The organism is Vibrio amylolyticus (assembly GCF_023145695.1).
Lineage (GTDB): Bacteria > Pseudomonadota > Gammaproteobacteria > Enterobacterales > Vibrionaceae > Vibrio > Vibrio amylolyticus.
Window position 1 is genome coordinate 286,018 of record NZ_JAJHVV010000004.1, and the last position, 15,042, is coordinate 301,059.

Annotated in this window: 18 protein-coding genes and 1 riboswitch; of the genes, 5 read left to right on the forward strand and 13 right to left on the reverse strand. The window is 42.9% G+C overall.

Annotation, left to right across the window (positions count from 1 at the left end; genetic code table 11):
* Position 1: 1 nt before the first annotated feature.
* The 6 genes from KP803_RS08295 to radC all read right to left on the reverse strand — a co-directional run bounded on the left by KP803_RS08295 (position 2) and on the right by radC (position 3,745).
* Entirely contained in the window at positions 2–763 is a 762-nt protein-coding gene (locus KP803_RS08295; RefSeq protein ID WP_282437220.1) for a LicD family protein, read from the reverse strand.
* Between the two features lie 64 nt (positions 764–827).
* A complete protein-coding gene (gene mutM, locus KP803_RS08300; RefSeq protein WP_248008363.1) occupies positions 828–1,637 on the reverse strand; it encodes a bifunctional DNA-formamidopyrimidine glycosylase/DNA-(apurinic or apyrimidinic site) lyase in 810 nt (269 codons plus the stop codon).
* Between the two features lie 40 nt (positions 1,638–1,677).
* Positions 1,678–2,157 carry a hypothetical protein gene (locus KP803_RS08305; RefSeq protein WP_248008364.1) on the reverse strand — a complete coding sequence of 160 codons (480 nt, stop codon included), beginning with the start codon at positions 2,155–2,157 and terminating at the stop codon, positions 1,678–1,680.
* A 200-nt stretch (positions 2,158–2,357) separates the two neighbouring features.
* On the reverse strand, positions 2,358–2,525 hold the full coding sequence (gene rpmG, locus KP803_RS08310; RefSeq protein WP_002535344.1) for a 50S ribosomal protein L33: 168 nt from the start codon (positions 2,523–2,525) through the stop codon (positions 2,358–2,360).
* 13 nt (positions 2,526–2,538) lie between these two features.
* The gene (gene rpmB, locus KP803_RS08315; protein ID WP_017036316.1) at positions 2,539–2,775 is read right to left on the reverse strand and encodes a 50S ribosomal protein L28; all 237 of its coding nucleotides are present in this window, start codon (positions 2,773–2,775) and stop codon (positions 2,539–2,541) included.
* Positions 2,776–3,070: 295 nt separating this feature from the next.
* Positions 3,071–3,745 carry a RadC family protein gene (gene radC / locus KP803_RS08320; protein ID WP_248008365.1) on the reverse strand — a complete coding sequence of 225 codons (675 nt, stop codon included), beginning with the start codon at positions 3,743–3,745 and terminating at the stop codon, positions 3,071–3,073.
* 221 nt (positions 3,746–3,966) lie between these two features.
* On the opposite strand from radC, the gene coaBC reads away from it, so the two are divergent.
* From coaBC to lpxL (KP803_RS08340), 4 genes are all read left to right on the forward strand, one after another.
* Positions 3,967–5,187, forward strand: a complete 1,221-nt coding sequence (coaBC, locus tag KP803_RS08325) for a bifunctional phosphopantothenoylcysteine decarboxylase/phosphopantothenate--cysteine ligase CoaBC (protein WP_248008366.1) — start codon at positions 3,967–3,969, stop codon at positions 5,185–5,187.
* A 140-nt stretch (positions 5,188–5,327) separates the two neighbouring features.
* Entirely contained in the window at positions 5,328–5,918 is a 591-nt protein-coding gene (gene slmA / locus KP803_RS08330; protein ID WP_102402473.1) for a nucleoid occlusion factor SlmA, read from the forward strand.
* 20 nt (positions 5,919–5,938) lie between these two features.
* Positions 5,939–6,889, forward strand: coding sequence for an LpxL/LpxP family Kdo(2)-lipid IV(A) lauroyl/palmitoleoyl acyltransferase (gene lpxL / locus KP803_RS08335; RefSeq protein ID WP_248008367.1), 951 nt, complete (start codon positions 5,939–5,941; stop codon positions 6,887–6,889).
* A gap of 491 nt (positions 6,890–7,380) precedes the next feature.
* Complete coding sequence (lpxL, locus tag KP803_RS08340; RefSeq protein WP_248008368.1) at positions 7,381–8,331, forward strand: LpxL/LpxP family Kdo(2)-lipid IV(A) lauroyl/palmitoleoyl acyltransferase; 951 nt, start codon at positions 7,381–7,383, stop codon at positions 8,329–8,331.
* A 104-nt stretch (positions 8,332–8,435) separates the two neighbouring features.
* Here the strand turns inward: lpxL (KP803_RS08340) and pyrE are convergent, their stop codons facing one another.
* Entirely contained in the window at positions 8,436–9,077 is a 642-nt protein-coding gene (pyrE, locus tag KP803_RS08345) for an orotate phosphoribosyltransferase (RefSeq protein ID WP_248008369.1), read from the reverse strand.
* 136 nt (positions 9,078–9,213) lie between these two features.
* Entirely contained in the window at positions 9,214–9,930 is a 717-nt protein-coding gene (gene rph, locus KP803_RS08350) for a ribonuclease PH (RefSeq protein ID WP_248008370.1), read from the reverse strand.
* Positions 9,931–10,082: 152 nt separating this feature from the next.
* Here rph and KP803_RS08355 point away from each other — a divergent pair, with 152 nt between their 5' ends.
* The gene (locus KP803_RS08355) at positions 10,083–10,949 is read left to right on the forward strand and encodes a YicC/YloC family endoribonuclease (RefSeq protein ID WP_248008371.1); all 867 of its coding nucleotides are present in this window, start codon (positions 10,083–10,085) and stop codon (positions 10,947–10,949) included.
* A gap of 89 nt (positions 10,950–11,038) precedes the next feature.
* Here KP803_RS08355 and KP803_RS22010 read toward each other — a convergent pair whose 3' ends face one another.
* The 5 genes from KP803_RS22010 to KP803_RS08380 all read right to left on the reverse strand — a co-directional run bounded on the left by KP803_RS22010 (position 11,039) and on the right by KP803_RS08380 (position 14,747).
* On the reverse strand, positions 11,039–11,188 hold the full coding sequence (locus KP803_RS22010; protein ID WP_248008372.1) for a hypothetical protein: 150 nt from the start codon (positions 11,186–11,188) through the stop codon (positions 11,039–11,041).
* Positions 11,189–11,481: 293 nt separating this feature from the next.
* Entirely contained in the window at positions 11,482–11,556 is a 75-nt protein-coding gene (locus KP803_RS22015; RefSeq protein ID WP_427916936.1) for an SEC-C metal-binding domain-containing protein, read from the reverse strand.
* 56 nt (positions 11,557–11,612) lie between these two features.
* The gene (locus KP803_RS08370; protein ID WP_248008374.1) at positions 11,613–12,923 is read right to left on the reverse strand and encodes a type II toxin-antitoxin system HipA family toxin; all 1,311 of its coding nucleotides are present in this window, start codon (positions 12,921–12,923) and stop codon (positions 11,613–11,615) included.
* Positions 12,913–13,203 carry a helix-turn-helix domain-containing protein gene (locus KP803_RS08375; RefSeq protein ID WP_114337649.1) on the reverse strand — a complete coding sequence of 97 codons (291 nt, stop codon included), beginning with the start codon at positions 13,201–13,203 and terminating at the stop codon, positions 12,913–12,915. The genes KP803_RS08370 and KP803_RS08375 overlap by 11 nt, the downstream gene beginning before the upstream one ends.
* A 173-nt stretch (positions 13,204–13,376) precedes the next feature.
* Positions 13,377–14,747, reverse strand: a complete 1,371-nt coding sequence (locus KP803_RS08380) for an NCS2 family permease (RefSeq protein ID WP_248008375.1) — start codon at positions 14,745–14,747, stop codon at positions 13,377–13,379.
* A gap of 69 nt (positions 14,748–14,816) precedes the next feature.
* Positions 14,817–14,916, reverse strand: a riboswitch (purine riboswitch).
* Positions 14,917–15,042: the final 126 nt, after the last annotated feature.

Below are 15,042 nucleotides of genomic sequence, written 5' to 3' on the forward strand. Positions count from 1 at the left end.
TTTATAGTTTGACCATAAGTGGGCTATGTGTATTTCGCTCACTCTCTTTTGGTAAAGTCATATAGTCATCACCATATTTATTAATCAAATAGGATTCAACATTATTTGGGACACATATTTCAATATCACAAAAATCCATTTTTCTTAATGGAAATAAATTATGGTATTTAAATAAGTCCCTTCCATGTATAGCTCCATAGAAACCTGATTTATTCTCTGAATTAGATGTAAGGAATTCTTCTATCTTCTCATGCCTTTCACCTGGATTTCCGTACCTGAATTTATAAAATAGACGTTTTACAAAACCATAATATCCGTTATTGCTTTTTACTGCTCTAGAAAAATTGCAAATTAGTTTATTAGCAAAATCACATTGAACTTCATCAATCCCTTCATCTAAAGGAAAAATATCTATGAACAATCCATGATGAATATCAACACCTTTAAATCTTTCCTCTAAGAATACTGTTCCATTCATTCTTACCTTAGCAAAGTATAGTGAATAATTAGGGTCAGTTTTAAATGTCTGTATAAAGAGTTCATTCGGCAGTTTTTCTTGTAATGTTAAAAACTTATTATAGTCAGCCCTCGGCATAGCAATATCAATATCATCATCCCAAGGAATAAAACCACTATGCCTAAATGCACCCAATACAGTTCCACCAACTGCTACATATTCAAGGTTTTCTTTGTTTAAAAAATCACTTAAAGTTTTAAACATCGATAACAATCTATCTTGTATTTGTTTCGTTTTACCGCTCATACTTACTCTAACTAATTTTTAGCGAATTTGAGTTTCTAAATTAACTCAACTATTTAATACTTACCTAATCTTGGCAATGATTACATAAGTAACTATTTCTTTGCCCTATTTTTTTCTCTTCAATCAGAGCCCTACAAACTGGACAAGGAGAACCTGACTTCCCGTACACCTGTAACTCTTGAGAGAAATAACCTGGTTTACCATCTACTTGTGAAAAATCTTTCAGCGTGGTACCGCCTTGGGCAATAGCTTTCTCTAAGACTTTTTTTATCACAGTCACTAGATAGCTCCACTCTTTATCTGATACTTGCCCAGCATGCCTTAAAGGATGAATTTTAGCAGAAAATAGCGACTCACAGGCGTAAATATTCCCCACTCCAACCACATTTTTGTTATCCATGATGAACTGCTTAATCGTTATGCGCTTTCCTTTCGCTTTTTCAAACATATATCCAGCATTGAATTCATCAGTTAATGGTTCAGGTCCCATATTTTCCAATACTGAGTGTGAGTCACCTTTCTCCATCCATAACCAACAACCGAATCGACGGGGATCGTTATAGCGCAGCACTTTGCCATTAGTGAGCTTAAGATCAACGTGATCATGTTTGGAAGCTTCAAAATCAGCATCTAGCACTCTTAACGAACCAGACATACCTAAATGAACAATTGCACTGCCAATGTTTGTTTCAATGATCAGGTATTTAGCTCTACGAGAGATAGTTCGAATCACTTCTCCTTCAAGCTGCTTTAACTCTTGAGGAATTTCCCAACGAAGCTTTGGCGTTCGAAAAGTAATTGACTGAATAGTCTGGCCAATGAGGTGAGGGCTAATACCCATTCTACTCACTTCAACTTCTGGCAACTCGGGCATGAGTTAAAACTCCTTGAAAGTAGGTTATAGAAACTGTGCTTTAATTAGTTGGGCCTAGATACTGTGGCTCAACTGATAAGGCTATCCACTTGTCTTGCCAGTTTTTTAAAAGCCAAAACTGAGGTGTTCGATAATAGGTGATCCTTTGAGGCTCTTCTACATCGATATACCAAACTTCAATGGTCTGTGGATTTTTAAGCGTCGGGTTAAGTGTCAGCCTTGTTTCGTCATCCACTTCGGTTCCAACGAGCGCCTGCCAACGCTCAGCCAACTCTTCAGGGGCTATATCGCTTGGAACGCTAATTCGCCATCGGCCTTGGTTCTTCTCTAGTGACCACTGACTCAAGTGCAGTGATTGAAGCTCTTCACTAGGGTTTAGTAGATATGGATAAGGGCTTTCTGGTGGTTCAATCAAATACGTTTTGATCATAGTAGGAAGATACAAAATACCAATAAACGCCACAATCGCTAACATAAGCAGATTGTTCCAACGTTTTCGACGGGCTGGCGGCACTCGCATTTTAACTCCCTATCAATTCAAGCAAACTATCTTGAGTATAAGGGATTGAAGATAGAGATAAAGAAAAGATAGAAAACAGAAGAAAAGAAGAGGGAAATCTAGGATTGGAAAATTTAGCGGTAAGAACTAAAAAACCCAGCTCGAAAGCTGGGTTTTATGCAATCTTCTCTAAACAAGAAGCTTCAAAGAATTAAATTCAATTACTTGATTTTAGCTTCTTTGTACATAACGTGTTGGCGAACTACTGGATCAAACTTTTTGATCTCAAATTTGCCTGGCATGTTACGTTTGTTCTTGTCAGTTGTGTAGAAGTGACCTGTTCCAGCAGAAGATACTAGACGGATTTTCTCACGAATGCCTTTAGCCATTGCTCAATTCCTCTTAAACGTTTTCGCCACGTGCACGGACATCAACAAGAACAGCATCAATGCCTTTCTTATCGATAATACGCATGCCTTTAGCAGTTAGACGTAGTTTAACAAAACGTTTTTCGCTCTCTACCCAGAAACGGTGAGTTTGTAGGTTCGGCAGAAAACGACGCTTGGTAGCATTGCGTGCGTGTGAACGGTTGTTACCCGCTACAGGACGCTTACCAGTTACTTGACATACTCGGGACATGAAATGTCTCTCCAAATCGTTTCAGCTCGATATCAACCTTGGTGGCCGAACCTCTCTATCAATTCTGAAAATAGAGGTAAAAACCAAAATGGAAAATCCATTCAAGGCTATCAAAGGTCGCGCATTATACTAACTTGACATGCATTGCTCAAGACCCGAACAGATCCTTTTTACAGGTTTTCGTGATCTTTTTTTGAACATCGCAGCTTTTTGAGTAATCGAGGCTGATTTAAGGTTCTAAAAATGTGGCGGGAATGATAGCAGATTTTTATCAACTAACAAGCCAAAATGTGATTCAAATCCATCCTCGCTCTGCAAAAGAAACCACTTCGCCATCTCCGACCACAAAATGGTCCAGAACTCGAATGTCCACCAAAGACAACGCATCGGTAAGTTTTCGCGTTATTCTTCTATCCGCTTGGCTAGGTTCAGCAACGCCTGAAGGGTGATTATGTGCCAATATTAATGCGGCTGAGTTATGTTCTAGTGCTCGCTTTACCACCTCTCTAGGGTAAACAGACGCTGCATCAATTGTCCCTTCAAATAGAATTTCGTCCTTTATTACTCTGTTCTGATTATCTAAAAATAAGATATGAAAAGCTTCTCGTTGGCGATCTCTTAGAATACTAGAGAGATAGAGCTTAGTTTGTTGTGGGCTTGAAAGCGCATCACCTCTCTTTAATGTTTCGGCTAAATAACGCTGGGTCATTTCCAGCACCGCCTGAAGTTGGACAAATTTCGCTTCTCCAAGCCCTTTATGTCGACAAAATTGATCCTTCGACGCTGAAAATAGCCCTCGTAATGACCCCATCTCTTTTAACAGGACATCCGACAGCTCAAGAACATTCATCCCCTTTGTGCCTGTTCGCAAGAAAATCGCCAGTAGCTCCGCATCGGTTAATGAGCTTGGACCATTCGCCAGTAATTTCTCTCTCGGCATCGATTCAGCAGGCAGTGCTTTAATGCTCATAAATAAAATCGCCACTAATTAGTAATGAAGTATCCAATACCGACAGAGTAAAAGTCATACAACTATTTATCTTGTTCTTTGGTACTGTTTGAGATCGATTGATAAAAGTCATGCAACTGTGATGTTGATTAAAACGCATAAACCTAATAGAAAGCAGGGGGGCTAGGAAAAAAATAACGCTCCGTGTTATCGTAGCGACAGAATTTTCAAAGGAAAACATCATGCAAACGTTAGCGGGAAAAAAGATTCTATTAGGCATCAGCGGTGGTATTGCTGCTTATAAATGTGCAGAGCTTACTCGTCGCCTCATTGAACGAGGAGCAGAAGTTCGAGTTGTCATGACCAGTGCTGCTAAAGAATTCATTACCCCTTTAACCATGCAAGCTGTCTCCGGGCACCCTGTATCAGAAAGTCTTTTTGATCCTGCTGCTGAAGCCTCTATGGGGCATATAGAACTCGCTAAGTGGGCAGACCTTGTACTCATCGCACCTGCTACTGCTGATCTTATTGCAAGAATAAGAGCGGGAATGGGCAATGACCTTCTAAGTACGTTAGTACTTGCTACTGACTCTCCTGTTGCTGTTTCTCCTGCGATGAATCAGCAGATGTATCAAAATGCAGCTACTCAAGAGAACATCGCTGCGCTAGACAAGCGTGGTTTGAATATTTGGGGGCCAGGTTCTGGTGAGCAAGCGTGTGGAGATGTAGGCCTCGGTCGAATGCTAGAGCCAATGCAATTGGTCGAGCGATGTGAACTTTTTTTCCAAACAAATGAGATCCAGCCTAAATCCCAACCGCTAGCAGGGAAGTCAGTATTAATTTCTGCAGGCCCAACTCGCGAAGCCATCGACCCTGTTCGCTACATCTCAAATCATAGCTCTGGAAAAATGGGCTATGCACTTGCTGAAGCGGCACTTGAGCTTGGCGCAGAGGTAACACTCGTTAGCGGGCCAGTGTCTATATCGGCCCCTACTCATGCATCTACCGTTCAAGTAGAAAGCGCGCTGCAAATGCATGAAGCTGTTATGGCCAATGCTCCAACTCATGATGTTTTTATCAGTTGTGCGGCGGTTGCTGACTATCGTCCTGAGATCATTGCTGATCAAAAAATCAAGAAAGCGGACGATAGCGATCAAATGAGTATCACTATGGTGAAAAACCCAGATATTGTCGCTTCTGTCGCCGCCCTTACCAAAAATAGACCATTTACTGTTGGCTTTGCCGCTGAGACTCAAGACGTCGAAAAATACGCTCGTGGAAAATTAATCAATAAAAATCTTGATATGATCTGCGCTAATGACGTTTCTATTACAGGTCAGGGATTCAATAGTAATGATAACGCGATTACAGTATTCGAGAAGCAAGGTGAGCATTCACTTCCACTCGCCTCTAAGACACAACTTGCTCAATCAATCATGATGCTTATCGAGAAAAGCTTGTAACATCACTATTTTTACTTTTATCTACTGCATTTTTATTGAAATACTACGAACTCTATTCACTGTTGGTTACACTAATCCCCCTCCAACAGTGAATTTATAACACGTCCAAATTTATCAAGTTGTCATCAAAAGGAAAGGTCATGGCCGGTACAAGAAAATCCAATCGTCGTGAAGAAATATTACAAGCATTAGCACAAATGCTTGAATCAACCGACGGTGCCTCTCGGATCACAACCGCCAAGCTTGCCAAACAAGTCGGTGTTTCAGAAGCAGCACTTTACCGTCACTTCCCAAGTAAAGCGCGTATGTTTGAAGGACTCATTGAATTCATTGAAGAATCACTGATGTCACGTATCAACCGTATCCTAGATGAAGAGAAAGACACACTAAACCGCATTCGGTTAGTCATTCAACTGATCTTGGCTTTTTCAGAACGAAATCCAGGCTTAACGCGCATTTTGTCGGGTCACGCTTTGATGTTTGAAAATGAACGGCTACGCGACAGAATCAATCAACTATTCGAACGCATTGAACTGTCACTGCGCCAAATTCTACGAGAACGCAAATTACGTGAAGGAAAATCTTTCCCTGTCGATGAGTCTGTACTTGCCGCACAGTTACTTGGTCAAGTAGAAGGCAGTCTCAACCGCTTTGTACGCTCCGACTTTAAATATCAACCAACAGCAAACTTTGAAGAGTACTGGGCACTGCTGAGTGCACAAATTCAATAGTCAGCGTACTGAGTAGCAATATGACCACTAAAACATATGACCATCCGGAATTTTCACTTTCGCTACTTCACCCAAAATATTGGCCGGTATGGCTTGGGTTTGGTCTGCTCGCGCTTGTCGTCAACCTTCTGCCTTACCGTATATTGTTGAGCTTTGGACATAAGCTTGGCCTACTAGGAATGAAGTTTGGGAAAAAAAGGGTTCATGTGGCTACTCGCAATCTTGAGTTGGCCTTCCCAGAACAATCAAAAAGTGAAATTAGCGATTTGGTTCGTGAAAACTTCAAAAATACCGGGCTAGCGCTGATCGAAACAGGTATTGCGTGGTTTTGGCCAACTTGGCGTTTTAAGCTGCTACTTGTTGATAAAGATACCAACGCCCTCAGACAACATAGCCAAGACGGTAAAGGCGTACTGCTCTGCTGTGTCCATGCATTGAACCTTGAAATTACTTGCCGTGCATTTGCTGTATTGGGTTTATCGGGTTACGGAGCATATCGCCCTCACAACAACCCAGCCTATAACTTCATTCAATATCGTGGAAGAACCCAAAATGGCAACGGAGCGATTGACCGTAAGAACGTCAAAAAAATGCTACGCGTCCTTCGTAACGGTGAACGTTTATTCTACCTTCCTGATCACGACTACGGCCGTAACAAATCTGCATTTGTTCCTTTCTTCGCGATTGAAGATGCTTGTACCACCACTGGGACCAGTCTTTTCGCTTATACCACTAAATGCGCAATTGTAGTCGGCTCAGGGTATAGAAACTCTAATGGCCAATACGACATACTCGCCAATAAAACAATTGAAGAAGCTTATCCTCAAAAAGATGAGAAAGCCGCTGCCGCTTACATGAATAGGTATATAGAAGAGACTATCCTACGTGCGCCCGAGCAATGGATGTGGCTGCATAAACGCTATAAAACGATGGAAGATGAAAGTGTTGAGCGCGGTATTCGCTACAAATAGCCTTCCTATAGCAACAAGGGGGCTTACTCCACTACTTCAAAGTAAGCCCACTATATAAAGCGACTTTACCTAAAGGCCACTTCCATCTAAGAGCAACACCATCAATTCACGTTGGTATTCTTGTCTCTTATTTTTCTAATCACTTTTCTAAAGTTTATCTCTTACCACTCTTTGAGCATCACAACCCCTTTTCCTTTTCAGAACAAAGCACCCTATAGGATCGCGCATTAAGGTTTAAAAATGGGCGGTTACCCTATAAAATCTACTTTTGAGCGTATTGATAAATCTCTGCGCCAGATATTAAGTGAATGCAAGATACATGAAGGAAAATATTTCCTCTTGATAAGTCTGTACTCGCTGCAGTTGTGGGACCGATAGGAGGAAGTCTCAATAGCTTGGCAACTTCAGATTTTAATTATTAACCTACGGCTCGCTTCAATGAGCACTGCTAAGTGTACAAGTTGAGTGGCCATCCGTATTAAGTCGCCGTTATGAATAAGAAAGAATACGATAAACTAGAATTTTCTCTCTCCTTACTCCACCCTAAATACTGGTCTATATGGCTAGGATTTGGTCTATTGGCTCTGATTGTAAACCTTCTCCCCTACCGCTTACTGCTCTCTTTGGGGCATAAGTTGGGCCTATTAGGGATGCGCTTTGGAAAGAGCCGGGTTCACGTAGCGACACGTAATATAGAATTAGCTTTTCCAGACAAGCCAGAAAAAGAGATTAGAGAATTAGTTAGAGAAAACTTTAAAAATACTGGAATGGCCGTAATTGAAATGGGTATTACTTGGTTTTGGCCGACTTGGCGCTTTAAGACGCTACTGGTTGATAAAAATACCGAAGCACTAAGAAAACACGATAAAGACGGAAAAGGTGTTCTGCTCTGCTGTGTTCACGCACTTAATCTAGAGATTACCGCTCGTGCTTTTGCCGTACTAGGCCAGCCAGGCTATGGGGTTTATCGCCCACATAACAATGCGGTATATAACTTTATTCAGATTTGGGGAAGAACTCATAACGGTAATACTCTCGTCGATCGAAAAGATGTAAAACAGATGATCCGAATACTTCGTAAAGGAGCTCGCTTGTTTTACTTACCTGACCACGATTACGGTCGTAACAAATCAGTCTTCGTGCCATTCTTTGCGATTGAAGATGCCTGTACAACCACAGGGACAAGCATTCTTGCCTACACGAGTAAATGCGCTATTGTCACTGGTTCAGGATTTAAAAATGCCGATGGAAAGTATGAGATCATCGCCAATACCTCTATCGAAGAAGATTACCCTCAAAAAGATGAGAAAGCCGCCGCCGCTTATATGAACAAGTATGTAGAAGAGATTATCTTACGTGCACCTGAGCAGTGGATGTGGTTACACAAACGGTACAAGACGATGGAAGATGAATCAGTAGAACGTGGCATTCGCTACAAATAGCCTCCCTAGAAAGCCTGTAAATAAGCTGAACCCAATAAAAAAGCTGAGAATTATCTCAGCTTTTTCGTTTCTCACTTGTTAATCGCTGCTATTGCAGTCTTAACTTAAATTCCGTACTGTGCGCGATACGCTTTAACCGCTTCTAGGTTAGCAGCATCAGTGCCCTTCTCTTCCAAGAAAGTCACCAAATCCGTTAGGCTAACGATAGAGATAATTGCACAACCAAAGTCACGCTCAACCTCTTGAATCGCAGAAAGCTCGCCTTTACCTTTCTCTTGACGGTCAATCGCAACCAATACACCAGCTAGGTCAGCGCCGTTGGCTTTAATGATTTTCATCGATTCACGAATAGCCGTACCCGCTGTGATCACATCATCCACTAGCATGATACGACCTTCGAGTGCACTACCGACTAAGTTACCGCCTTCGCCGTGGTTTTTCGCTTCCTTACGGTTAAAGCAGTAAGGTACGTCTGTATCGTGGTGATCCGCTAGAGCAACCGCTGTGGTTGTCGCAATTGGGATACCCTTGTACGCAGGACCAAATAGCACGTCATAATCGATACCTGAATCAGCCAATGCCGCTGCATAGAAGCGACCAAGGCGTGCTAGGTCACGGCCAGTATTGAACAATCCAGCATTGAAGAAGTAAGGGCTCTTACGGCCAGACTTCAAAGTAAACTCACCAAATTTTAAAACTTCTTTCTCTAGGGCAAACTCAATAAATTCACGTTGATATGCTTTCATGTTTCTCTCTCATCTTTTCAAATAACGGTTTAAACAATGTCTCTCTTACCGCCTTTTTCATTACCGTTAATATTCAACGGCTCATATGAAAAAGGCAAAAAAATAGCCTCTATAAATAGAAGCTATCTTTTAAAAACTATTCTGCCAGAGCTGCTTTCTGCGCTGCGGTAATCTCGCTGATGCCTTTGCTTGCCGACTCCAATAGAGCCATTAGCTCTTCGTGGCTAAACGGTTCGCCTTCAGCAGTGCCTTGCACTTCAATCATCTTACCATCTTCGGTCATCACAACGTTCATGTCAGTGTCAGCCGCTGAGTCTTCAACATACTCTAGGTCACACAGTACGTCTTTACCTAGAAGACCAACAGAAACAGCAGAAACGTGTCCCTTCATTGGGTTCTTTTTCAGCTTACCGCTCTCAATTAGCGACTGAAATGCATCTGCCATTGCGACACTTGCGCCAGAGATAGACGCAGTACGTGTTCCACCATCGGCTTGAATAACGTCACAATCCACAGTGATCATGATTTCGCCCATCGCTTTTAAATCGACAACTGCACGTAGGCTGCGAGCGATTAAGCGTTGAATTTCCATCGTACGGCCACCTTGCTTACCACTAGCCGCTTCACGACGAGTACGCGTATGAGTTGCACGTGGCAACATACCGTATTCAGCCGTTACCCAGCCTTTGCCTTGGCCTTTCAACCAACGAGGAACGTTCTCTTCGATCGTTGCATTACAAAGAACTTTAGTATTACCAAACTCAACCAAAACAGAACCTTCTGCGTAAGCGGTGTAGTTACGAGTAATTTTAATTGGGCGTACTTGGTCTGCAGCGCGATCATTTGGACGCATAGGGCATCTACCTTTTATGGATGAGACGGATTGAATTGGGGCAAGATTATATAGGAAATGTCTCTTCGAGGCGAGTAGCAGATAGCGCATCCCCTTTAGTGTGCTACTATTACGCGGTTAATTTTCACCTAATATTGAGACAGGAAAATTCGATGATTTATAGTATGACCGCCTACGCGCGCAAAGAAGTAAAAGGCGACTGGGGCACAGCCGTATGGGAAATCCGCAGCGTAAACCAACGTTATCTTGAGACTTACTTTCGCATGCCAGAGCAGTTTCGTGGCCTAGAGCCTGTACTGCGTGAGCGTTTTCGTAAACGTTTAGCGCGCGGAAAAGTAGAGTGTAATTTACGCTTTGAAGCGAACCCTGCAGCAAAGGGCGATCTTTCAATCAATGAAGATCTGGCTAAGCAAGTGATCAATGCCGCGAATCAGGTAATGACGCTAACAGGCGAAGATAGCCGTTTAAACCCATTCCAAGTGATGAACTGGCCGGGTGTGATGGAAACGCCAGAGCAAGACATGAACAGCATCAACAAAGATCTGCTAGCAGGTTTTGATGAAGCGATTAAAGAGTTCATTGAAGCGCGTGCAAGCGAAGGTGCAAATATGAAAGCACTGATCGATCAACGTTTAACGGCGATCACTGAAGAAGTGGTTAAGGTTCGTGCCCGCATGCCTGAAATCTTGGTGTGGCAACGTGAGCGTCTACTGAAGAAGTTTGAAGAAGCGAACATTGAACTTGATGGTTCTCGTGTTGAGCAAGAACTTATCCTACTGGCGCAAAAATCAGATGTAGCAGAAGAGCTAGACCGTCTTGATTCACATGTAAAAGAAGCCAACGCTGTTATGAAGAAAGGTGGCGCTTGTGGCCGTAAACTGGACTTTATGATGCAAGAGTTTAACCGTGAGTCAAACACACTCGCGTCTAAATCTATCAGCACCGACATCACCGCATCAGGCGTTGAGCTTAAAGTACTTATCGAACAGATGCGTGAACAGATCCAGAATATTGAATAACGTCAATCTGTTCGTAAAAGAAGTTTGATAAAAATATGAGAGTCCAGCACTAGCTGGACTTAAGTTTTATACCAGTTACATTACAATTTTTAGCATTCATCTGGAACTGAAAAGCTTGCTTCATCAATGGCTGCCTGCACCCGGCTGTAATGCAATGCATTGAACTTATCTTCGTTACTGCCTGCATATTCACTGATGTTGATATGTCGTTCAAATTCAGAGACTGAAAACTCTGGCAAAAAACTCTCTAGCCTGCTTAACAATTTTTGTCGGCAAGTTACCTTTGCTAGTGGCGTTAAATGAGCCATCGTTTTGCATAGCTTCATTCAATATCAATGCTAAGTAACGCATCACTGGGCTGGTAATTAGGTTATCTGGCGTGTGTATTGTTACCCGTTCTAATTCTTTGAAAGGCGCATATAACCAATTGCTCATTTGTGTTGGCGAAAGGCCACAGAAATCAGGATGAGGCCGTTCATTAGCCGCCTTCATTTTTTGCTCTGCAACGATATTAAGTTCTTCTAAATACAAGTTAGGGTTCATTGCAGCAACGTTTGTACTTTTTACCGCTGCCACAAGGGCAAGGTTCATTTCGACCTGGTTTCATGTTTTATCTACTTGTCTTCTTTATCTTAATGCTAGGTCACCTTATAAAACGTTATCTCAAACTAAGAGTGCCGCATTTTCTTGCTTACGTTCTGCGAGCGTTTTTTCTATCGCTAACACAGTGGTCATACTCACCCCGTGTTGCTCAGCAAGCTGCCTAAACTGACTAATGGCATCAACGACCTCTTGAATGCATTGCTGTGCTTCCTTCCAATTAGCAAAGCCTGCACTGGCCGAGAGCTTTTGCATCACTTTGAGTGGTGGTGCTTTTCCGTACCCTGCAAAGGCGGTGGCATGTTCATTAAAAGGGTGAGGGCTAAAGGTTACGTCGTAAAACGGAGCGAGTTGCCACCTGCCATCATCGTCTTGTAAAAAGCCCCAGTTTTTACTGTGATCGTCTTGGTTAGCTGCAAACAAGTTAAACATTGCGCGACGAAATTGAAGCTGCCCAGCAGCGGGAGACTTACAAAGTTGACGGCTGGCCTTAATCAGCTCGCTGTAATCTAAGCTAGGGCTGCGAAAATCAGCATCCAATAGGCCGCAAGCACTGTGCATATGTAAACGCCCAGCCTTATCCTGCGCGGGCAAATAATCGAAACGCTTTAACGCAAGCCATGCTTTAGCGCCGCTACTTGCAGGTGCTTCAATTAACTGCCAAATAGGTGGCTGACATTTTGCCAACTCAGCCATTTCTAAATAGACCGCTTCACACAAACCTTCTTCGTGGCCCAATGCTAAGTTCTTCGAAGTAAACTTAACTAACCATGCTTCATCGCTAGGCTGTGCATAAGTGCGGCATTGCGTCGCATCACCAGAAGGCATATAAATTTGCGCTTTAGGGCGAGCACCGCCGGAGCTGCCGACTGCTACCAACGTTGCTAACACTTGCTGAGTGCTACCGTCTAAATCGTCAGATAGAGCCTGGTCGAACAAGGTTTGGGCTTCTAGCCCAAGTGTTTCCAAATCAATATCTGAACGTTGTTCGAGTGAGAATTCGGATACAGGCGTAAAAGACAATGCCCCCATTCCTTGCTGACCAACAAACGCCAGTCTATCCATTGCCGTTACTTGTGCAGGTAAAATACCTTGTTGGCGAAACACACGATCTTGCAACAACAAACCCCAACCATCTGGAAGGCTGTCTCCAAAAACGCCGTGTATACCTTGGTGAGGCTCTTTTGGTGCTTGCTGTAATCGCACATCGCCTTGAAGAGTAAAAGGGGATAGATTGCCAAATCTGCTTAGATAACTTTCATCATACTGAAAGAAAACACCTTGGCGGTTTTGCGCTAATATACCTGCCGATACAGTTTCGCCCGTTGTGAGAGTGCGCTCCACATTCAGCTTTTGGATAGATTTAAAGCTCATCTTTTAGTACCTCTTCTATACTGGTCGGTAAAGCGGTACGGTCAGCCGTGGTTTGTGTCAATTGATAAAGCCTGTCTAGTGAATCCAGCGACTGCCACAAAAGCAGCAGCTGACGAAATGAAATTTGCCCGGTGAGTTCAAACTTTTTTATGGTCGAAGCAGGTACACAACTACGCAGTGCCAGTGCCTCTCGCGATAGCTTCGCTTGTTTACGCAAACCCCGCAGATGAGTAGCAAAAGCTTGGCTTACGTCGGTATCATCTAAAAGTGAAAAGTTCATACGCAACCTCAATGGATACAATAACATCCATTATAGCGTTATTTTCTAATTTATGGACACAATAACATCCATATGAAAGTGAATGGTCACACCTAGCAAGCCAAATACAACAAAGCCAGAGCATGATGCTCTGGCTTTTCTATATATTCATTATGCTCTTAAAGCAAAAGCAATTAAAGCAGAACCAAATAAGTCATGAACAGCACACACAGCGCATAAATCACTGGGTGAACTTGCTTGCCTTTACCTGCAACAACCATGGTAAAGGCGTAGCTGATAAAGCCCATCGCCATGCCATTTGCCGGGGAGAAGCTCAGTACGGTAAACATGATGGTAAAGAAGGCAGCGATGCGCGACTCTTTCTTTTCCCAGTTAATTTGTCCAAGACGACCAATCATGTAGATACCTACTACTACCATCGCTGGCGCAACCATGGCAGCAGAGAAGATAGAGAACAGTGGGTATAGGAATAACGAAATCAGGAACAAGCCAGCAACCATTACCGCCGCAAGACCAGTTTTAGCCCCTTGAGAAGAAGCAATGCCAGACTCAGAGAAGGCCGTAATAGAAGTCGTACCTAATACAGAACCAATCACCGTGCCGCCAGCATCCGCCACTAGTGCAGAACGTGCATTTGGTACTTTACCGTCTTTATCGATGATACCCGCATCGCGACCAACACCGACAATAGTACTTAAGCCATCAAAGAAATCGACAATCAAGAAAATGATAACGATAAACAAAAGATCAAACATCTTCTCAGCGGTAAAGCCCGAGAAGTTAAAGATAGCACCAAAGCTACCTTCCATACTTGGTGGCATCGTTACGAACTGATCAGGAATAGGCGCGTGGTTCGTACCCAAAAAGATATCCGCAATGATCGTTAAGACGATTGCCGAGATAAACGAGATGAACGTGGCCAGTTTGATATCGCGAACCATGCAGCCTAGTGCAATGAAGATACTCACGAAAGCGATCAGCACTTGTGGATCAGTAATATCCCCCATACCCACTAACACAAATGGGTTTGAAACGATAATACCTGCGTTTTTTAGGCCTAAGAAAGCAATGAATAAGCCTAAAGAAACTGTAATAGCGAGCTTCAAGTCTTCAGGAATCGACTCAATCATGGCTTTACGCAAGTTGGTCATCGACAGAATCAGATACAGCACACCTGACAGGAAAATACCGAATAGAGCCTCGTGCCACACTAACGCAACAGAGCCACTAAATAGTAATCCTTTAAAGAAGCCATTCATGCTCATGCCCGGCGCTAACATCACAGGGTAGTTACCAAAAATGCCCATGATTAACGTAGCAATCGCTGCAGCCAAAGCGGTAGCCGTAAAGATTGCACCGCGATCCATGCCTGGAATGTCACCTAAAATGGCGGGGTTTACCGCCAAAATGTAGCTCATCGCAAGGAAGGTAATGAAGCCCGCGTACAGCTCGGTACCAATGGTGGATTTTCTTTCGGTAATTTTGAAGGTAGATTCAAGAATAGAATCAGACGCTCTTTTCTTGATTGCAGTATCGACGCTCACAGTGAGACCTTATTCAGTTAGTATAAATCGGTGGGATTATCACGCTGAATATGGTTAAACGCTCAATACAAGCAACCAAAGGAGAACTGTAGCAGCTGAGTTAGGCTCAGCGGTAGAGACGTTTAGACCAAATTACTAAACATATACAGTGCGATAAAACTTTGGCGCGAATTCTAATTCCTTACATGAATAATTCAATGATTTTCGACATTATTTTGAACAAAAATTACGCCGTAAAATCAAGTTGTTGAATTATAAGCAAACGTTTGCCACCCTAACAGTGTGATTTAGTGAG